Source organism: Acetobacterium sp. MES1, assembly GCF_002237635.1.
Lineage (GTDB): Bacteria > Bacillota > Clostridia > Eubacteriales > Eubacteriaceae > Acetobacterium > Acetobacterium wieringae.
The window spans coordinates 57,251-78,638 of record NZ_MJUY01000007.1 but is presented as its reverse complement, the minus strand read 5'-3'; the positions used below and the strand labels follow the sequence as shown (position 1 = coordinate 78,638).

The following is a 21,388-nucleotide window of genomic DNA, read 5'->3' as shown; positions in this document are numbered from 1 at the left end:
AATCCTCCTTAAATTATAAAAACTAAACCTATATATGGATGCTAAAATCAGCCCTTACCAAATCCACAATTGGGATAATGACAGTCCGGACAAGTGGAACATAATCCGCCGTGTCCCAATTTTGATATGTCTTTGGGGGTTAATTTTTCGCCGACCATCAACTTTGGTACCACCAAATCAAAAACCGTACGGTGGCTGTACATAATGCAACCGGGTAAACCTAAAACCGGAATCTCTCCCAGATATGAAAGTAAGAACATCGCACCCGGTAAGGTCGGGGCCCCATAGGAGACAAATTCGGCTCCGGTTTTTCTGATCCCATCCGGGGTGACATCATCGGGATCCACCGACATGCCTCCGGTTACCGTGACAATATCAGCTCCTTCTTCGATTAATCCCAGAATACACTGGGCAATCATGTCCGAATCGTCCCTGGAAAAAACCTGTTTAAAAACTTCCGAATCAAGTTCTGCAAATTTTTCTCTGATCACATCGCCAAACTTGTCTTCAATCCGGCCATAAAAAATCTCATTGCCGGTGGTAACCACCCCGACCTTGAATTTTTTTAGTGGCAGCACTTCGACAATCGGTTTACTTTTTGCACACAATTCTTCCATTTTGATCAATTTTTCATTTTCAATCGATAGCGGGATGATCCGGGTCGATCCGACCAGCGTCCCTTTGGTTACCATGGTATCGGTATGCAGGGTGGCCATCATCATTTCACCCAATTCGTTGATTTCCTGAAGAACAGGTACATTAATTTTAAGCAAACCGGATTGCGTCGCCGTCATTGTTACTTTTCCTTCAGAAGTCCCGACATATTCAACGCCGATTCCTGCTGCCGCTTTCCCAAGTCGCAATGCCGCATCATCTTCGTGGATGGTTCCATCATTGAATTCAATAATGGCAATGTGTTCTTTTCCCATGTTCAACAATCGGGGAATGTCTTCTTCCTGCACAATATGCCCCTTCTTGAATGCTGCTCCTTTAAACTCCCCAGGGATGATCTGGGTCATATCATGTGCCAGGAACATACCCACTGATTCACGAACAGGTACTACCTTCATATTGTTTCCTCCATTAGCTTGGTCTGTATCATTTTCACTGAGCTACTTATGATGGTTGTAATATATAGCAATAAACGTGCCAAAATAAAAAAAGCCTGTTTTAAGGGCTTTTTAGAACACGATCTCGATGAATAGTATTTTTTTTGAGCATTAATCATTTTATTAACGTTCATTTTTTATACATATGTTCGCATTTTAATCATTCTATATCAAATTTTCATCGTTTTACCTAACATTGTCAGGCTATTCTCATTTATAAGTGTTCAATTTTTAACGAATGCTTATTCCTGCCAATCAGATCTTAACTTATTTCATCCATTTCTCACGGTATGTTCACTTAAAAAACACCTAAGGCAATTATCCTTAATGAAATAAGTATGATTTGGCAGGGTCTATCCGATTCTAGCTATTGATAATGGAGGAATATTATGAAAAATACAACAATCAGGGTACTATCGGCACTCACCGTGATGTCAATGGCCTTTTCAGGTAGCGTTTTTGCGGCATCCGACCAAACAACTGATACCAATATCTCAACGCTGACAACGGTCGCTTCAAATATGGGCGTGGCCTATCGTGGCCATATTCAAAATACCGGTGACTATCCCCTGGACAACGCCTGGATTCAGGGCCCTACCGAATTGGGAACCGAAGGCCAAGGGCTGCGTCTGGAGGGCTTCTGGATTGAATTAACCGGAACTGTTCCAGAAAATGCCCACATTCAATATCAGGTCCATGTTCAAAACGAAGGCTGGATGGACTGGGTATCTGACGGTGCGTTTGCCGGAACTAGAGATAAAAGCCAACGCATCGAAGCGATCCGAATTCGCCTGGTTGATGATGACGGCAATGCCTTGTCCGGATATTCGGTTCAGTACTGCGGTCATATTCAGGATCAGGGCGACACCGAATGGGTTGCTGACGGTGCCGAATTGGGAACGACCGGTTTGAGTCGACGGCTGGAAGCGCTGGAAGTACAGATTATCCAAACTAATGCAGACAACAGTGATTCGAACAACGCTGATTCTGATGACGAAAGCAGCAATGACAATGCGACTGTCGAACCGACCAGCCCCGGATCGGCCATTGTCTCCCCAACTTCAACCATTGTCATCGATAAAGAATTCTCAAATCGTGAGCAAAACGCCAGTTATGACGAAAGTTTGGCTACCCACGCAGTTTTTAACGGCACTGACATCGAGCTAACTGGTGCCGGTGCCACAGCTGAAAATGGGATTCTCACAATCACCGCCGAAGGCACCTATGTCGTGAGCGGAAATCTTACCGAAGGCCAGATTCGGGTCGAAACGACCGATACCGAAAAGGTTCAACTAGTCTTAAACGGCGTCACCATCCACAACAGCAACAGTGCCCCGATTTATTTAAAGAGTGCCGACAAGGTCTTTATCACCCTGGCTGAGGGTACCACCAATACCCTGACAGATGGCAGCGACTATATCCAGACCGATGACAACACCGTTGATGCGGTTATATTCAGCAAAGCCGATTTAGCAATTAATGGAACCGGTACCTTGAACATTACTGCCAATTATAAACATGGGATTGTCTCCAAGGATGATCTGATCATAACCGGCGGTACCTTTAATATTTCCTCGGTAAAAGCTGCATTAAACGGTAAGGATGCCTTAAAAATAAAAGATGGCGTCTTTAACATCTCATCCTCAGATGGCAAAGGCCTCACCTCAAAACACGACAGTGACACCACCAAAGGTTATGTCTATATTGCCGGTGGTACCTTTAAGATCAGCAACTGCACCGAAGGGATCGAAGGCACTGCCATTGTCATTGAGGGCGGCGACATCGACGTTACCGCCACTGACGACGGTTTAAACGCTGCTAGCGAAACATCCACCGATAATGCAACGACCGAAACAACCGAAACCGCACAGATACCCGGTGGTGGTCAAACACCTGGCGGCGGTGGAATGATGGCCGCAGATACCAATGCCTATATCGCCATTGCTGGCGGCACCATCAAACTCAATACGACGGGTGATGGCATTGACTCCAACGGAAACCTTTACGTGTCCGGCGGCACCATCTTTGTCAGCGGCCCCACCAGCGACGGTGAAGGCGCTTTGGATTACGACGGCACAGCTGATGTCAGTGGCGGCACCATCGTGATTGCCGGTAGCTCAGGGATGGCCCAGAGCTTTTCGAACACCTCTACCCAAGCGTCAATTCTTTATAATCTCACCGCAAAAGCCGCAGCCGGTACAGAGGTCAGTTTAAAAGATTCCAGTAGCAAGGTGCTGGTTTCTTACACTCCCGAAAAATCCTATCAGTCGGTAGTGATCAGCACCCCTGAGATGAGTGTCGGATCAACCTACACCTTGACTGCCGGTGGCCAAACCGTTTCGATCGAGCAAACCGCCATGGTTACCAGTAATGGGAATACCAACACCGGAGGTCCCGGCGGTACACGACCAGACGGCGGAAACAGACCCGATCCGGGAACCACACCGATGACACCGCCAACAGAGACAGCCGTTTAAACTTTCTGCTTAATTTATCCCTAAAAAGATGCCAGTTTCCTGGTATCTTTTTTTATTCTAATCTAATAATAATACATGGTACTCACAACAAACGCCATAATCGCTCCCATTACAATGCTGATAAGAATTGCTGCACCAACTGCAATGGCCATCATCACCAGATACGCCCGGGCAAAATTCTTTTTGTTGGGGCCCGTTTCACTGCCAAACCCCCAAATAAAAAGCATCACAATCCCGGCAATGGGAATCGCCGTAATCAAAAACATGATTAAATACTGCCCCATTGTAATCAGATCTGTTGCCTCATTTTTCTGTACTGATGGTGTCGGTGCACTGGCTCTGGTCGGTTGCGGCGATTGCGTACTACTGACGCTTTGGGATGAAGCCGATTTTCCTAACTGCTTTGCCCCGCAATGGGTACAAAACGCCGCATCATCAGGAATTTGTTTGCCACAGTTTTCGCAAAACATTGTCATACCTCCTTAGTTTTTGGTTTCCGTTTTATCGTCTTCAGCTTTAGCCTGAGCTGGCTGTGAAGCTTTTTTACCTTTAATTTTCTTTCTGATTCTCCAGAATATAAAGAACCCTAATCCGGCAATGGCAGCAAATGGTATCAGTCTAAATATTAATACGATTAGAAACGCCACAATGTAGAGAATCAAATTGATTGACGTCACAAACCCTTCACCAATTTTTGTAAATATTTCTGAAAATGGCGAATTAACCGAAGTAGCGGACAACCTTTTTTCATACAACGAAATATATATCGTGGAATAGGCCATTTCGGTATCCCAGTTTTTAATGGTCGTCGTCAGACTGTCAATTTCTGTTCGAACCCGGTTTAATTCACTTTCGATAGCCAGCATATCAGTGACATTTGTTGCCTGTTTTAAATATTCCAACAACCGGCCCTCTTCAATTTTCAGGTTGTTCAGCTGCGCCTGGACATCTGCATACTGCTGCGAGATATTGGTGCTGCTGACATTGGCACTGATGGGACTGCCCCAGGTCTGGATCTGGGTCATGGCTTCGGAAAATTTCGACGATGGTACCCGGATGGTCAAAAAGCCTGAGTTATTCTGGACACCAGCCTGTTCTGAAGCGTAATTTGATCCGGAATCCTGGACGAATCCGCCAAGTTCCACAGCATAACTGCTGATTTTTTCAAAGGTATCTTGATAATTATCCGTATTCAGACTGATGTTTCCGTAATAAATAATTTTGGATGTATCAAAAGGGGTACTGGCATTAGCGGTTGCCTCCGGAAGTGGCACCGCATCAGCTGTTTCACCAGTCACCTGATCCGAAACCATGGATTCATCAGACCCGGCTTTACTATTGTCCTGATTTGCTCCACTAAAACATCCCCCGGCGACAACCATTACCAGACAGGATAAAATAACAACCATACCCCAAAACCAGTTTTTCTTTGCTTTTAATAACCTGGGGATTACTCCCCTAAAATCAGCTAATGATTCTTTTTTAGCCGCCAGCCGTTGAGTCGTTTTTTTCTGATCCATGAACCCACCTCCTAAATATTTTTTTAGATCAATATCCTTTTTTATTTTTTACCCTTGTTTTTATTGAAAATGCATCAAAATATTTTTTTATCTTTTACAGTCAATTGTCCGATCTTTTCCGTTATGCCGCAAATCGAGTCCATGATTTTCATAAGGACTTTTTTTCTGATCGCCCTGCTTTTCCCTTCGCTCTTTTTCAATTTTGCGATTCATGATTTTTGCCATTATACAGTAAATCAATCCAGGCATTTTTAACTGGGCTTCGTGATAGAGTGCCGCTGGCGACTTCTCCTGCCTTGCCACATTTTCCAGAAAACGGCCAAACATTTTTTCAGCCCTTTTTCCATTCAAGAGCTTGCTTAAAGACTGGCCATTAAGCATCGCTCCCATTCCAATTACAAATCCACCGTTATAACGGAGACCATTCTCCCTGGCAAACAGTTCCAACATTTTTAACCCCGATTCATGCGTATGAACATAAGGCATCCCACCCTGAATAACTGCATAGAGACATTGTCCATGAAGGTTATTCTGGTTTTTTTCAAGTTCTTCCAATAAGTACACCGTATCGGCTGGATAAGTATTGATGTAGCAGGGGCCGATCATAATGATTGACTCGGCCTCATTAATGGCCGCGTGTACCGGACTAAGATCCTTTAAGTTGGGATATAAATGAGTGATTTTAACCAGATAATCCCGGGATAACAAGAATTCCCTGCAATGATTGGCCAGCATCATGCTAGTCCCAACTTTTCGGGGGCTTAAATTTATTATTACTGCTTTTTTCATTTACTTAACCCCTCCGCAACCGTTTCAAGGCAATCACTGAGATTACTGTCATCCGCCAAATACGCTCTGCCCCGGATATTCATAATCTTGATATTTTCCTCAACCAGATTTTTAAAGGCTCTTTTTTCCGCATCGACCCATTGCGCCTTCACACCGATGGCTAAAAAGGTATGAACCCGTCCAATTTTTCCTTTGACCAGTTCGCCGTTTTTACAGTAATAGTGGCGATCACCAATAACAGCACATTTATCAAAAATGCGTTTCATTTTAAATGAATAGCTCCCCCATTTAACCGGAGTGACCATTACAAGCACATCAGTTCTCATCAATTTGGGTAAAATAATGTCGGCATCATCCCGATGGATGCACTGCCCATAGGTTTTGTTGGTACAGCCACCACAACTATAACACGGATCAACGTGTAAATCCGCTATGGCAATCAATTCCGTTTCAATTTTTCGCTCCCGCAACTTTTGCTCAAGCCTTTCCCCAGCTTCCTGTCTGGTGTAGTCTGATAGTATGGTAATCATATTTTCCTCTCTTCTCATTAATATCTAGCCTCTCTCTAGCTCGCTTAACATAAATAAAGCCTCTTATAAAAGGTAATATATTACATATTATTCATCTTGTCAACAGGTCCAATTGAAACCTCGCAACAAACATCAACTATTTCGACATCTTTTTCAAAAGAAAAATCATAAAATTAATATCCATTATAATTTTTATGATTTAAATCTTAGTTGAAATATGATAGGATAGAAATAGCATCAATTATAAAAGTCAAGGAGTAAATAATGTACGAAAAAGGCATCCAGACAAGAAACCATCTTTATGAAATTTCAAAAAAATGCTTTTATGAATATGGTTATGAAAACACCAAAATTAAAGACATCGTAACGGCAGCTGATACGCCCATTGGTCTTTTTACTTATTACTTTAAAACAAAAGATAATATTGTTCACGAAATATATTCGGATTTTTATCAGCAAATTGATCAGTGTCTGGGTGCACTGTCCATTGATGGGCTGGAAAATTCAATTCTTCATCACGCTACATTGAGTTATATCTATTTTGATCTGATCCTCAACAATGAAAATAATCGTCGTTTTTACTTTGAAATTCTGAAAAAAGCATCCAACTATCGAATTGCCGGAGATTTTATCCGCAATACTTATCGCGGCTATATCCAGGAATACAATTTGGTCGTCAGCGAACGCGAATTTGATAACTTCCTATTCATCGATTTTGGCGGACGCCGGGAGTATTTTCTGAATTATTTTCAAAAACCACTTAATGATTCCATCGATGAGCTGGTCTTTTTACTAAATGGCATCCTTCCCCGATTACTGGGCATTGATCAACATGCTGTTACCACCCTTCTTTATAAAGGAATTCATATTGCCAAAACCATTGATTGCCGCCAAATTCAGTTTCTTTCCAAATAAATCGTTAGTATTTAAAAGAATGTCTCACTATCCTTAAAATCAGGGTGAAACATTCTTTTTTATTCGTTCTAAGCCGTATCTCGCAGAGGGTGAGAGCCTTTTGATGGCCGTGGCATTTGCTTGTTTTGATCCTGAAACTGCGGGTATAATAGCATCATAAGTACATCGGCCAATCGCCATGCAAGTCTCTTTTAATAACTATTATTGATTGCGTTGTTAAAAATTAAAAAAAGAACAGGAGATTAAAATGATGAATGAAAAACTGTGTCAAAGCTGCGGAAAGCCCATGGGCCAAACGAATGAACTCTATGGAACTGAAAAAAACGGCACTAAAAGCTGTGACTATTGCGATGATTGTTATAAAAACGGCGAATTTACAACGAATATTTCCAAGGAACGCATGATCGAAGTGAGTATACCCTATCTTCTCAAAGAAAAGCCCGGAATTGATGAGGCTCAGGCCCGAAAAGAAATGGAAGACTTTTTCCCGACCTTAAAAAGATGGAAGACTCACTAAGTCATTTTAAACAATCTGCCAAAGGATATGATTGAATTAATTTTTTGTTGGCAATTGCGCTTGTTTTATTAATAAATTATTGTATTCTCTATTAAAATTATGCATAATAGTGATATCAATCCGTTTTTATTTTTTGACTCGGACATCGTCTCAAATCGTCAAATTTCAAAATTCATATTTTTAAAAGGAGGTCAGGGATTATGACAAATGATTTTTATCATGGAATTATCAAAAATCTGCATGTTGGTTATGCATATCATCGAATTATTTGTGATACCCAAGGAACTCCTGTGGATTACGAGTTTATCGAAGTCAATCGAGCCTTTGAAGCAGCAACCGGACTGATCGGTGCAGAAATTATCGGCAAAACCGTGACTGCTGTTATCCCTGAAATCAGGGATTCCGGGTTTGACTGGATTCGTTTTTATGGTGAGATTGCACTTAATCATACAACGGCCGAAATCGAGCAATACTCTTCGCCACTTAACCGCTGGTACCGGGTGCAAGTCTATTCTCCCGAAACGAATTACTTTATAACGTTGTTTAATGACATCACCCGAGAAAAACGGGATTTAGCTGAACGAAACCTGCTACTGACGACGCTTCATGATATTGTTTTTGAAATCAGCACGGACTACCATTTTACCAATGTGATCGTACAAGATGAAACAACCCTTTTTGTTCCCAAAAAAAATATCATCGGTAGCCATATTACCAGCATTTTTTCCAAAGATTTAAGCGAAGAGATAATTGTGGTTTTTAAAGCCGCCCACGATACTGGCCAAAAACAGGAATTTGAATATAAATCTCCGGTACCTACTGATAAACGGTGGTTTTTAGCCGAAATTTTTTATATCAACGATAACGAGTCCCCCCGATTTGTGGTCAGCATTCATGATATCAGCCGACGCAAGCGGATGGAAAAATCGCTGTTTATCGAAAAAGAGCGTTTACAAACCACCCTGTTATCCATCGGTGATGGTGTTATTTCAACCGATTCCCGGGGCTGTGTCACGCTCCTCAATAAGGTCGCCGAAAATCTGACCGGATGGAATCAACAGGAGGCCTATGGCCTCCCTTTAGACCAAGTCCTCAAGCTGGTCAACGAATATACCCGGGAAAGCTGCGAAAATCCGGCCCGTAGAGTGCTGGAAGAAGGGCTAATCATCGAACTGAACAATCACACCTTATTGCTTTCAAAGGATGGCCGGGAAATCCCCATCGAAGACAGTGCTGCGCCAATTAAAGATCAGGACGGACAAATTACTGGTGTTGTCATTGTTTTTCGAGATTTTACCGACAAAAAAGAAAAACAGGAAAAAATTGAATACCTGAGTTTTCACGACCACCTCACTGGCTTATACAATCGTCGTTATTTTGATGAAGAACTGAAACGATTAAACACCCCCAGAAACCTGCCTTTATCCCTGCTTATTTTTGACGTTAATGGGTTAAAGCTCACAAATGATGCCTTCGGACACATGGCCGGTGACCGGTTATTAAAAAAGGTTGCTCAGACCATGCAGACAATCAGCCGAAGCGATGATATCATCGCCCGGATCGGCGGCGATGAGTTTGTAATCCTGCTCCCCCAGACCGAAATCCAGGAAGCCAAGGAGCTGGCCAAGCGGATCAATACCGCACTCAGCCATGAACACCTGGAAGCTGGACAGATCTCAATTTCCAGCGGCTGGGCTGTAAAAACCACGGCAGACGAAGAAATCACCGAAGTTTTTAAGGCGGCCGAAAATAAAATGTATCAGTACAAAATTTCCGAACGCAACAGCACTCGAAACGAAGCCATTCAGTTTATCATGAAAACCCTTTATGAAAAACTGCCCCGTGAACAGCAACACTCCGAACGCGTCAGTAATATCAGTGGTCTCATCGGCGCAGCCATGGGCATGAACAAAGAAGAAATCAATGAATTAAAAACCGCCGGAGCCTTGCACGATATCGGAAAAATTGCCATTGGCAATGAAATTCTCGATAAAACAGGTGAGCTCAATGATTTTGAGTGGCTGGAAATCCGCCGCCACCCGGAAATCAGTTTCAGTATTTTAAGCTCTCTCAACGACTATGCTCCATTAGCTAATATCATTCTTGTTCACCACGAACGGTATGATGGTACCGGCTATCCCAAAGGCTTAAGCGCAGAACAGATACCTTTGCCAGCACGTATTATTGCCATTGCTGACGCCTTTGACGCCATGACCTATGGCCGACCTTACAAGGAACCCCTAACGACGGAAGCTGCAATTCGCGAAATAGTTGCCGGTAAATCCACCCAGTTCGATCCCGCGATAGCCGATATTTTTTTAAGCGTCTTGGCTGAAAATAATTATTGCCTATAAAAAACCGGCCATCCATAAAAGATGCCCGGTTTTTTTACTTATTCCAGTGCCGTAAATTTCAAATCATCAATGAGTTTTTCATGCCAGTTTAAAACCATCTCATAATAGCTTCGACCAAACTGAAGACTGGCATATTCAAAAGGATCCATCCCATCACTGATCGTCCGTTCAATTTCTGACAACTTTTCGATAGCATCCTGTACCGTCCCTCTAAAAAGTTCGATATTGAGGATTGCATCATTTTTTTTCAAATGCTTATAAAAAAATAATTTTGCCAGAAACTCAAGGTTAAAGGGAGAAAACGTACATGGGGTTTGCAACCATTCCAAAAACCTTTTCTGACCTCCTGGTGTAATCCGATATAATTTTTTAAACCGGTTACCTTCAACAATTTCAGTAAACGTAATCAATCCCAGCTTTTCCAGCCTTTTTAACATTGGATAGATACTGCCAAAACTGGCATCGATAAAATTTGAGGTACGTAGTACCATCATTTGTTTAATATCATACCCGGTCATATCCCGATCCAATAAAAACCCCAGAATTGCAAATTCTAACATGACGACCTTCTTTCAGCACTGTTTTTCTTTTCCAACTTTATTCACCCAATCATGATCCCGATTCAAACAACAATTTACAATTTGTTATGTCATTTGTTTCCATCATAAACTATCGCAATTAGCCTGTCAAGTTTAGGTTCTTATTGCTGATTAAGGTTATTATTCCTTATTGTGACATTTTGAAGTCGTAAACGGGGATATTGTTGAGGAAATAATACAATACCTGATTATCAAGTTGACTTCGCCCCTGATGACTGAGATAATCGATGGCTTCCCGGGCGCTTTTCGCTTTTTTATAAATCCGATTCGTAGTCATCGCATCATAAACATCAGCTACAGCAACTATTTTGGGCAATAGACCCACGTAATCATCCGTTGCACAAAGCGGATAACCTTTCGCATCAATCCGTTCATGATGAAAAAGAACTGCCCGTTTAACCTCGAGATTAAACGCACTAAACTCATTGAGAAGTGAATATCCGTAAAGGGGGTGAAGCTGAATAATTTCATATTCCTCTCGGGTTAAAACTCCAGATTTATTTAAAATTTCCTCCGGAATATAGATCTTCCCAATATCGTGTAGGAAACCCGCCTGGGTTGCATTGATGATATCCTGCTCATCCAGATCCATCCACATGGCGATAAACATGGAGTAAAAAGCTGTATTAACACTATGGGTAAAGGTATATTCATCCATTTTTTTGATCTGATCCAGAGCTTTCAGAATAATCGGGTTACCTTCGATACTTTCGTACATATGCGCCAGAAACTGAGTGACGTGAGTGTAGGTGTATTCTTCTTGAAACAAGACATTACTCAGGTTATTTTTTAATTCCACCAGCATATCCCGGTTGAGTTGCTCCGTCATGTTTTCGTCAAGATCACACAGATAATGAGACAATGAATTACCAATTTTTTCCCGCTTATGATTGCGATGTGTGCTTTGAACAGCGGGCTGTTCAAACCGTGTATAATTATTAATGTGATCTTCTAAAATTCCCATTTTTCACCCCATCTTGGCTTATTGATCGACTTTGATCACACCCAGCTTATTCATCACTTCAACCAACTTATCCGTATCAACCGGTTTAGCTGCATATGCTTCACAGCCCAGATCAAAGGCGGTGTTGACAAACTCCGTATCAGCCAGAGCCGTAATAATAATGATCTTCACCCTGTTTTCTGCCGGGATTCCCCGCTGCACCTCAAAATCCCGAATGGCTTTTAGCACTTTCACCCCGTCGACCTTCGGCATCATTATATCCAGACAAATCAGATCATAAGGATCTTCTTCTTTTATGGCAATGAGGTAGGCATCAAGGGCTTCCATTCCATCCACCACAATATCACATTCTCCATATTGGGCTAAAAATTTACCTAAAAAGCGTCGGCTTACCATGTCATCTTCCACAATTAATATCTTCATCTTCATTCCTACCTTTCACTTGCTGTGCTTTTTTTCTGGCCAATATCGTTTTAATAATTATACTGTTTTTTTATATACTGAGTAAATATGATTAATCTGATTAACCCGTTTAGCGGCAGCTTCAAAATTTCCCCGCCGGATATCCAATTCAATTTTAAAAGCAACCACTTTTAAATCTTCAATATCCAAAGAAATTGAAAGTTTCTTGATCTGGTTTGCCAATTTTTCTAAATCTTCCAGTTTTCCAGCTGCCACCAGATTGTTTATTTCGCTGATTAATTCAGTCAACCGCCCTTCTTTTTCCGCATCATGCACCCTTTCATTTGCACCATCCGTTGGATTTTTTTCCTCGATAATAATTTCCCCATTCGCATCGATATGCATTTTAAAATCTCCAGAATGGCGAATGACCTCTTTGCGATTGATACAGGTCTCTATCTCTTCGATCAGTTTTTCCACTTTTATCGGTTTAGAAATATAACCATCCATCCCCTGAGACAAGAATTTTTCCCGATCACCATGGAGTGCATAGGCTGTAATTGCCAAAACCGGTATCTCCTGATTGAATTCCCGAATCCTTCTGGTCGCTTCGATCCCATCCATTTCCGGCATTTGAATATCCATCAAAATAATATCGTAACTATTTTTATGAACCATTTCTACCGCTTCATAGCCATTTTCTGCAACATCCACCCCATAACCACACTCATTGAGCATTCGGGAAATAACCAGTTGATTGACCTTGTCATCTTCAGTTAAGAGAATTTTATATTGCTCACTGATTTTAAAATAATCCGGTTGTTTCTCCTGCATACTACTTTCTGCCAAACCCGGTTCAAAATTGAGTTGAAAATAGAAACGGCTACCCTGGCCCTCGGTACTTTCCACCCATATTTTTCCGCCCATCAATTCCACTAATTGTCTGGTAATGGCAAGACCTAACCCGGTGCCGCCAAAGCGGCGAGTGAATGAGCCGTCCACCTGACTAAAGCTTTCAAAAATTTGCTGCCGATTTTCTTCAGCAATCCCGATGCCCGTATCTTCGACCACAAAAAGCAGTTGAATTGGCTGTTTCCCGACCGACAGGTTTTTTACCTTAACCCACACCTCACCGATATCGGTAAATTTGATGGCGTTACTGATCAGGTTGTTAAGAACCTGCTGAATCCGATGGAAATCCGCCATAACATACTGGGGCACAACAGCAGAAAAAGCGTAGTTCAGCTCAAGTCCCTTGGCTGCTGCTACCGGAGCCTGGGCTTTAATGGTATGTTCCACCAGCGCTTTGATATCACAATTTTGCTTCTTGATTTCCAGTTTCCCCGCTTCCATTTTTGAAAAATCGAGAATATCATTAATTACATTAAGCAGGGCGTTGACACAGGTTTTGATAATTTTGATGTTTTCCTGCTGTTCCTGATTGAGGTTTGACAAACGCATCAGATTAACCATGCCAACAATCCCGTTTAGCGGAGTTCTGATTTCATGACTCATATTAGCCAAGAATTCACTTTTGGCCTGATTCGCTGTTTCTGCTTCTTCTTTGGCCAATTTTAAGGCTTCCTCCACCGCTAATCGTTCGGTAATATCCCGGACAATATTAATTGCCATTTTTTTTTCATTTAAATAACAGTGACTGCAGATCACCTCAACCGGCAGGATCGACCCATCTTTGCGTCTGGCCTTTGTCTGCAGGGTAATATAATCTTTTTCATTCAACTCATTCAAGTTCCGCTCAGTATCACCTAGTGCCTGGATAATTTTAAAAATCGGATCATCCAACTCGAAAAATTCCTCATATGTGTACTGAAACATATCACCAGCAGTCTGGTTAACCTCAATCAACCGACCGTTAGCACCATCCTCGTTTATTTCCTGAACAAAGATAGCATCTGAGGAATTGTGAAAAACCTGACGGAACTTTTCTTCGCTATCAATCAGGGCATTTTCTGAATTTTTTCGCTCCGAAATATCCCGGATAATGCAAATAATCACCCGTTTTTCATTAATTTTGGTGGTTTTAGCGCTGACCTCCACCGGAAAATGCCTACCGTCCTGACGCTTATGGATGGTTTCGAAGAAAACGCCGTCTTTTTCGCCATTTTTCATCTCTTCAATGGCTACTGACCGACCCCCTTCAATTAAATCAAAAACCGAAAGTTCAAGCAATTCCCGCCGTTTGTATCCGTAAAGTTCCACTGCCGCATTATTGGCATCTATTATTTTACCGTTTGTTTCCACAAAAAGAATGGTATCCCGAACCTTTTCCGCCAGCATTTTATAGCGGATCAGTCCTTCCTCCAGGTTTTTACGATCGGTAATATCAATGCCAATGCCGATATACCCACCATAGCTGCCATCGACCTCAAAGGAGGGGCTATAAATCCCTTCAATCCAGCGGTAATTGCCCGTAGCATGACGAATCCGATACTGAATGCTAAAGGATTTTTGGCTACGAAAGGTTTTCTTTTTCAATTCCATATAGAATTTACGATCCTCGGGATGAATCAGATCCAACCACTTGATTCCCAAGTAGGCTTCATTGTCCTTACCAGTAAACAATGACCAACTGCGGTTAAAGTAAACTACATTGCCCTCCAGATCAGTCTTCCAGATTAGCGTCGGGAAGTTTTCAAACATCCGGTAATAATAATCCCGGGACTGTTCCAGGAACAGCTCCCGATTTTTACGCTCGGTAATATCGACAAAAGTTACCACTGCATGTCGCTTTTGACCACGAATCAGCGGGGCGATACTGACCCGGAACCAATAATCATTTTCTTCATCATCCACAAAAATACTTTTTTTAAATTCTATTTTAATTGGAATGTCTTCTGATTCCAGAACCTTGGAAAAGGCATTTCTCAATTCGCAAAACTCACAGGACGGATCAAAACCACAGCCCAGCTTATTTAAGCGACTGCTCCGGCATTGAACTGCATCGCCAAACTGTTTGCCAATAAAATCTTCGCTGTTTCGATTGAAGTAGTTCAGCAATGGCTCATTGACTCGGGTGACCCGACCATTTTCATCGATGACCACCACCCCCACCGATATGGCATTAAACTCCTGAATAAAATCACTTTCAGTATTTAAGCGTTTCTCCTTTGACATGTAGTTCTCCCTTTGTATGTATTCCGTTCATGCTCACACCGTATCGATCAGATTTCTAAATGATCATATTCTGGTGCCAGATATTGATGTCGCCGCTGGCCACCTCCAGCTCGATGGTACGGCTGACCCGAGCTCCGGTTTCGGCATATTGAATCCCCAGATTCATTTTTTTTAGAATCGCTTTGGTGATTTCCAGATTATGCCGCCCCACGTTGAAGGTATCATTCTGGCGCAGGGATTCTGCTCCACCAAAAATACGAACCACCAATTCATTTTTCAGACACCCATATTGACTGGAAAACTGTGAAATAAAATATGGCAGTCCGGTGCTGGCATAATAACAATGGCGTTCAATGGCATCCTCCATCCGGGCTGGTCGCGGCAAAGCAATATGAATAATTCCCCCCACTTTGCGAATCGGCGAATACGCAGTAATCCCCAGGCATGAACCCAGAGCAAAGGTTTTAATTGTGTCACTACAGTTATTTGAAATGGCCATTTCGCCGATTCCGATTATTTTTGTCATCACTTCACCTTATTCCTTTAACGCTGTGAGAATGCAGTGGTAGATATTTTCCAGGGATGACTGAACCGCTACAGCCCCGATATTATAGGCTACCTTATTCATCCCATAAACCACCGAGGATGCTTCATCCTGGCCAACGGTGTGACCACCGCGGCGGCGGATATCCAACAAGCCCTTTGCCCCGTCATTCCCCATTCCAGTCAACAACACCCCAATTGCCCGATTGCCTGCTTCCTGCGCCACTGAATCAAAAAGCACATCCACCGAGGGACAATGTCCATTGACTTTCTCCCCGACAAAAACTTCAACCCGGTATTTTTCACCAATCCGTTTAATCCGCATGTGCTGATCACCGGGGGCAACATAGACCCTTCCGGGCTGCAGATAATCTCCGGTTTGGGCTTCTTTGCAACGCAGTGGCGTCTGACTATCCAGTCGTTCGGCAAACATTTTTGAAAACACCGGGGGAATGTGCTGAACAATCAAAATTCCCGGGCAATCCCCCGGTAACTTTTTAAGAATTTCAAAAATTGCTTCAGTGCCGCCGGTAGACGCACCAATAGCAATGAGCCGCTCATATGACTGGCTCTGGTCTAATGCTGCCAGAGTCTCAGTGGTCAGATCAGAGGCAGAATTTCTTTTCGGTGCGATGTTTCTGGCTCCAGCAGCCAAGCAGATCTTTTGAATCAGTTCCATCATAAAGTTCTCGACAGTTTTCATTGATCTGGGAGTGGGTTTTTCCACACAATCCCAGGCTCCGACTTTTCTGGCTTCAATACTAACCTGAACATCGCTGATCATCACTACCGGCAAGGGATATTGGGGCAATAGGCGCTTAATAAATTCAATGCCACTCATTCTTGGCATTTCCACATCACAAACCAAAACGTCCAAATCATATTTGAGAATTTTATCCCGAGCCTCAAAGGCATCACCAGCGGTGGCAATGACTTGAATCTGAGGATCAGCAGACAGGTTTCTGACCACCATTTCCCGGAAAGACTTGCTGTCATCAACGATGAGAACTCTGATCTTATTTTTCCGCTGCATTATTCTCATCCTTTCTACCTGGTGCGAGAAAAGGCACACCCACCAACACGCTCGCTGATGGGCACACATTTCTCGTCAAATTGATCATTTTTATTTGGGGACCATCCTTTAAAGACAACTCACCCGAAGATATTGTTTATGTATACCCATTTTCAGGCTGTTAATTTAATACTTGCCAAATTCATTATCTGTTAAGGCAATCCGGGTCGGTTTTGACACCGGGTTGTTGACTGTTTCTCTGCGGGTACTGTGATTTTCTGACAGTGATTCTTCAGCACCCCGGTAACCAAAACGGCGGGATTTTTTTAAAGTAAAGCGGGCGGCCTGTTCTCTTAGCAGTTCGGCCTGGCTGGATAATTCTTCGCTGGCCGCCGCACTTTCTTCAGAGGTGGCCGAATTCATTTGAACGACTTCCGATACCTGCATAATACCCTGATTGATCTGCGAAATACCGATGGCCTGTTCGTTGGAGGCGATGGCAATGTTCTCGACAATTCCGGAAACTTTGGCCACATCATCAACAATCTGATTGAGAGCAGCGGCGGTGGTTGTTGCAATTTTTGTGCCGTCGTCCACCTTTTTTATCGAGCCTTCAATCATTCGCGTCGTTTCTTTGGCTGCATCAGCTGATCGGGCTGCCAGATTTCTGACTTCTTCGGCAACTACTGCAAAACCTTTACCATGCTGACGAGCCCGGGCAGCTTCCACCGCAGCGTTTAGGGCCAGAATATTTGTCTGAAAGGCAATCTCATCAATAACCTTAATAATTTTAGAAATATTGGTTGAGGATTCATTAATTTCTTCCATGGATTTAAGCATCCGTTTCATTTCATTATTACCCTCCACCGCATTGGTTCGCGTCAATTCCGCCAGTGCATTGGCTTCGCCAGCACTGTCAGCATTTAGCCGGGTCTGCGCTGAGATTTCTTCAATAGAGGCGGTGAGCTCTTCGATGGAGCTGGCCTGTTCGGTGGCTCCCTGGGACAGACCCATGCTGGAATCGGCAATCTGTTTGGAGCCAGCTGCTACCTGTTCGGCAGCAGAATCAATATTCGTCATGATTTCATTAATGTGATCGGTCATTTTCACAAAGGCTGACCCTAACTCTCCAACCTCATCCCGGCTGTCGATTTTGACATCCACGTCCAAATTGCCACCTGCTATTTCTTCAGCAGCATCAACCATTCGGCGTAAGGGGGTGCTAATCATATTGGCCACCAGCAACCCGAGTCCCACCGCCAAGCCAATACCAACGACGATAAAAATGATCATCATTATACTTTGGGTTCTGAATTGGGCGGTGTTCTGGGCCAGCACTGCTTCAGCCTGGGTGGTATTATAATTAATCAGGGCTTCCAGATCCTCGTCCACCGTTTGTCTGGCCTTGCTGACTGCATCAAGGCCAGACAGCGCTTCATCATATTTCTGCGCTTTGACCAGCTCCAGATTGGCATTGCGCAATTCCCGATAGTCGGCCAGGCTATTCGTCAGGGTCGTGAAGAGGGTTCTGTTTTCTTCATCCGAAATGGTGGCTTCATACTCTTTCAGTAACGCATTATCGCTTTCCACCGCTGCGTCAATGGTATCCAAGCGAGTCTGAAGAGTGGCTGGATTACGTTCATATACTGCCAGCAGCTGATTGGCCCGGATATCTTCCATGGCCGCATGAATGCTGGCCAGCTTCTGGGATGGCACCAGGTTATTATAATACATGTTTTCGGACTGAGCATTAATTTTGTTCATGGTATAGATGCCAAATACGCCGACAATCCCAGTAACTGCTGCCAACAGGATAAAACAGGTAACCAGCTTTTGTTTTATTTTCAAATTTCTAAATAATTCCATTACGTATATCCTCCATCAACGTTTTTTTGTATTCATTTAAATTAATATCCGATTTCCCGATCGGGGTTTTCCCCTTCATCATCAGTCAGCAGTTTGTGGCAGTCAAGAATCAGCTTAACTGAGGTTCCTACCTTACCAATCCCTTTTACAAATTGGCGGCTGTCGCTTTCATCCAGATCGGGATGGGGAACAATTTCCTCGGCTGGAATCGCCACCACTTCAGTCACTCCATCGACAATCAATCCGACCGTAATATCTGCAATCTCAACCACAATCACGCAGGTACGCTCATCGTAGCTACGAGCCGGTTTGCCAAACCGGAGTCGGACATCCACTACCGGAACGATCTGCCCCCGGAGACTCATAATTCCTTTTACGTATTCAGGCAGTTCCGGCACCTCGGTTATTTTTTGAATTCCGATTATTTCTGTAACATAAGTAATTTCAAGTCCATAGGCCTCAGTATCCAAGTTAAAGGTTAAATACTTCCCTTCTTCGGTTTCATCATCCTCTGCCATTTCAAGATCATCATACACTTCCGCCATCGTTTCGCCTCCTTTGTGCTGCAGCTGTTAATTGTTAAGCCGTTTTTGATCGACCAGGCCATTGACATCCAAAATCAGACTGATGTTGCCGTCCCCCAGTAGCGTGCAACCGGCCAGCCCCTCAATTTTTTTCATCCGCTGAATATACTTTGGCAGCGTTTTTACTACCACCTGCTGTTCACCCAATAATTCATCCACAAAAAGACAGGTGGTCTTGTTTTCCCCCTCCAGCATAATTAAAATGCCCTCATCAATTTGAGTTGCCCCTTTTTTTACCTTATAACGGTCTTTGAGCCGTAAAATCGGATAACACTGACCCCGGATCATAATCATCTCATTATCATCGGTATCCCGAAAAACCGCCTGGGATTTGGGGATAAAGGATTCTTTTATCGCCATAATCGGCAACGTGTAACAGGTTTCCCCCACCCGGATGTTCATTCCTTCAATGATAGCCAGGGTCAGCGGAATTTTTAACGTGATGGTGGTTCCCCGACCTTCCACACTTTCCACCAGAATAGTGCCACCAACTGATTCAATGTTTTTAGCCACCACATCCATACCGACTCCCCGACCGGAAAACTCGGTTACCGCTTCCTTGGTGGAAAATCCCGGCAAAAAAATCAGATTGAAAACTTCGGTGTCAGTCATCGTAGCAGCTTCCTCGCCAACTAAACCATTTTCAAACGCTTTTTTAAGAATCCCTTCCCGACTTAAGCCCTTCCCGTCATCCCGGATAATGATCAGCACCTCACCGCCAGCGTTTTTTGCTTCCAAAGTGATGGTGCCAGCCCGGGGTTTACCCTGGCTGATGCGGGTCTCTGCCACTTCAATCCCATGATCGGCAGAATTTCTAACTATGTGCATCAGCGGATCGCCGATCTGTTCAATGATATTCTTATCCACCTCGGTTTCTTCACCCATAATATTTAGAGTAATATCTTTGCCCAGCTTTTTGCTGATATCCCGAACAATCCGATTCATCTTAAAAAAAGTGGGTCCCAGTGGTACCATTCGGATGGACATAACCATATCCTGGAGTTCGTTCGTGATCTTCCTTAACTGTCGGGCGGATTTATTAAAATTGTCGAGAACCAATCCCTTGAGATCCGGATTTTGGGTGACCATGGCTTCAGAAATAACCATCTCACCCACCAGATTCATCAGTTTATCCAGTTTTTCCACACTTACCGAAATCATACTTTGACCATAGCCACCATTGGAAATTGGGGTTTCTTTAGTCGGGGGCTGTTCCGCCGCCATTTTTTTTAGCTGGGGAACGATAATTGCTTCATCCGAGACCAGATTACTTATCTCTTCCCGGATTTCCTGAAATTCATTGAGTTCGGTGATCTCAATTTCCTCAATGAAGGCCATGGTATGAAAAAAAGCCTCCAGTTTATCTCGGGATTCCGGAGTTTTAATCTCCAAGACAAAACCATCCCGCTTAATGATCTCGACACAATCCGGATCGTTGATGACGTCCTCCGGGATGCACTTAAAGTTTTCTGTGATTTCTTTTAAATTATGAACCACTGTGAAAGCCCTGATATTTTCCATCCCACAATTTTCGACAAACCAAAGCATCACCTGATAGGTTTTCGGGACACTGATTTTTGCCGCTTTATTGGAGCTGATATAATATTTTTCCTTTACCGGTTCGTTATTGACGACTTTAGAATCCGTCAGGTTGTTATTTTCTTTAAGCAAGACCAGATGTGCTTTTATCTTCTCTATCAAAATTTCCGGATTTCCATCAGCTTCAGCCCCATTTTTTATTTTTTCCAACTCCTGTTTCATAAAGTCAATACCTTCAAAGACCAAGTCTGACAGGGTTGAAACATCGATATACTGAGGCTTTTCTTCCCGAATAAAGTAAAACATATCTTCGGTGGTATGCGCCAGCACAGACATATTGTTAATCAGCATCATCGCCGCCGAGCTTTTTATCGTATGCATAATCCGGAATATTTCATTAATGGTATCACTGGGGTAACTGCCCAGGGCCTCGGTTTTTATCACCGACTGTTCCATTTGTTCCAATTGCTGGGAGGTTTCAAAAATAAAAACTTCCTGCATTGGGTCATTGATATATTGCTCTGCCAATCGGT

The 21,388-nt window shown here is 43.1% G+C and carries 18 protein-coding genes; 4 read left to right on the top strand and 14 right to left on the bottom strand.

Annotated features, from left to right (window positions below):
* Positions 1-47 precede the first annotated feature (47 nt).
* Positions 48-1,070 carry a molybdopterin-binding protein gene (locus BI182_RS02225; RefSeq protein ID WP_070372330.1) on the bottom strand — a complete coding sequence of 341 codons (1,023 nt, stop codon included), beginning with the start codon at positions 1,068-1,070 and terminating at the stop codon, positions 48-50.
* A 428-nt stretch (positions 1,071-1,498) separates the two neighbouring features.
* On the opposite strand from BI182_RS02225, the gene BI182_RS02220 reads away from it, so the two are divergent.
* Positions 1,499-3,586 carry a carbohydrate-binding domain-containing protein gene (locus BI182_RS02220; protein ID WP_286805207.1) on the top strand — a complete coding sequence of 696 codons (2,088 nt, stop codon included), beginning with the start codon at positions 1,499-1,501 and terminating at the stop codon, positions 3,584-3,586.
* Between the two features lie 62 nt (positions 3,587-3,648).
* Here BI182_RS02220 and BI182_RS02215 read toward each other — a convergent pair whose 3' ends face one another.
* The 4 genes from BI182_RS02215 to BI182_RS02200 all read right to left on the bottom strand — a co-directional run bounded on the left by BI182_RS02215 (position 3,649) and on the right by BI182_RS02200 (position 6,425).
* Positions 3,649-4,056 (bottom strand): zinc ribbon domain-containing protein, encoded by a 408-nt coding sequence (locus tag BI182_RS02215; protein ID WP_175440960.1) that lies wholly within the window; start codon positions 4,054-4,056, stop codon positions 3,649-3,651.
* A gap of 12 nt (positions 4,057-4,068) precedes the next feature.
* Positions 4,069-5,106, bottom strand: coding sequence for a DUF4349 domain-containing protein (locus BI182_RS02210; protein WP_286805206.1), 1,038 nt, complete (start codon positions 5,104-5,106; stop codon positions 4,069-4,071).
* A gap of 87 nt (positions 5,107-5,193) precedes the next feature.
* Positions 5,194-5,895, bottom strand: a complete 702-nt coding sequence (locus BI182_RS02205) for a hypothetical protein (protein ID WP_286805205.1) — start codon at positions 5,893-5,895, stop codon at positions 5,194-5,196.
* The gene (locus BI182_RS02200; protein ID WP_263992461.1) at positions 5,892-6,425 is read right to left on the bottom strand and encodes a flavodoxin family protein; all 534 of its coding nucleotides are present in this window, start codon (positions 6,423-6,425) and stop codon (positions 5,892-5,894) included. Before BI182_RS02200 ends, BI182_RS02205 begins: the two co-directional genes overlap by 4 nt.
* Positions 6,426-6,689: 264 nt before the next feature.
* Here BI182_RS02200 and BI182_RS02195 point away from each other — a divergent pair, with 264 nt between their 5' ends.
* From BI182_RS02195 to BI182_RS02185, 3 genes are all read left to right on the top strand, one after another.
* Entirely contained in the window at positions 6,690-7,340 is a 651-nt protein-coding gene (locus tag BI182_RS02195; RefSeq protein ID WP_070372335.1) for a TetR/AcrR family transcriptional regulator, read from the top strand.
* A gap of 247 nt (positions 7,341-7,587) precedes the next feature.
* Positions 7,588-7,857 carry a zinc ribbon domain-containing protein gene (locus BI182_RS02190; RefSeq protein ID WP_242871631.1) on the top strand — a complete coding sequence of 90 codons (270 nt, stop codon included), beginning with the start codon at positions 7,588-7,590 and terminating at the stop codon, positions 7,855-7,857.
* A 200-nt stretch (positions 7,858-8,057) separates the two neighbouring features.
* Complete coding sequence (locus tag BI182_RS02185; RefSeq protein ID WP_228883070.1) at positions 8,058-10,211, top strand: HD domain-containing phosphohydrolase; 2,154 nt, start codon at positions 8,058-8,060, stop codon at positions 10,209-10,211.
* Positions 10,212-10,249: 38 nt separating this feature from the next.
* Here BI182_RS02185 and BI182_RS02180 read toward each other — a convergent pair whose 3' ends face one another.
* From BI182_RS02180 to BI182_RS02140, 9 genes are all read right to left on the bottom strand, one after another.
* The gene (locus BI182_RS02180) at positions 10,250-10,771 is read right to left on the bottom strand and encodes a PadR family transcriptional regulator (protein ID WP_070372336.1); all 522 of its coding nucleotides are present in this window, start codon (positions 10,769-10,771) and stop codon (positions 10,250-10,252) included.
* A 166-nt stretch (positions 10,772-10,937) separates the two neighbouring features.
* The gene (locus tag BI182_RS02175) at positions 10,938-11,774 is read right to left on the bottom strand and encodes an HD-GYP domain-containing protein (RefSeq protein ID WP_228883067.1); all 837 of its coding nucleotides are present in this window, start codon (positions 11,772-11,774) and stop codon (positions 10,938-10,940) included.
* Between the two features lie 18 nt (positions 11,775-11,792).
* Positions 11,793-12,197, bottom strand: coding sequence for a response regulator (locus BI182_RS02170; RefSeq protein WP_070372338.1), 405 nt, complete (start codon positions 12,195-12,197; stop codon positions 11,793-11,795).
* Between the two features lie 57 nt (positions 12,198-12,254).
* A complete protein-coding gene (locus BI182_RS02165) occupies positions 12,255-15,311 on the bottom strand; it encodes a PAS domain-containing hybrid sensor histidine kinase/response regulator (protein WP_286805204.1) in 3,057 nt (1,018 codons plus the stop codon).
* Between the two features lie 55 nt (positions 15,312-15,366).
* Positions 15,367-15,837, bottom strand: a complete 471-nt coding sequence (locus BI182_RS02160; RefSeq protein ID WP_286805203.1) for a chemotaxis protein CheD — start codon at positions 15,835-15,837, stop codon at positions 15,367-15,369.
* A gap of 9 nt (positions 15,838-15,846) precedes the next feature.
* Positions 15,847-16,887: a protein-glutamate methylesterase/protein-glutamine glutaminase gene (locus BI182_RS02155; protein WP_286805202.1), complete on the bottom strand. Its 1,041-nt coding sequence runs from the start codon at positions 16,885-16,887 to the stop codon at positions 15,847-15,849.
* A 165-nt stretch (positions 16,888-17,052) separates the two neighbouring features.
* Positions 17,053-18,732, bottom strand: coding sequence for a methyl-accepting chemotaxis protein (locus BI182_RS02150; protein WP_286805201.1), 1,680 nt, complete (start codon positions 18,730-18,732; stop codon positions 17,053-17,055).
* 41 nt (positions 18,733-18,773) lie between these two features.
* Positions 18,774-19,277, bottom strand: a complete 504-nt coding sequence (locus tag BI182_RS02145) for a chemotaxis protein CheW (RefSeq protein WP_286805200.1) — start codon at positions 19,275-19,277, stop codon at positions 18,774-18,776.
* 27 nt (positions 19,278-19,304) lie between these two features.
* Positions 19,305-21,383: a chemotaxis protein CheA gene (locus BI182_RS02140; protein ID WP_286805199.1), complete on the bottom strand. Its 2,079-nt coding sequence runs from the start codon at positions 21,381-21,383 to the stop codon at positions 19,305-19,307.
* Positions 21,384-21,388: the final 5 nt, after the last annotated feature.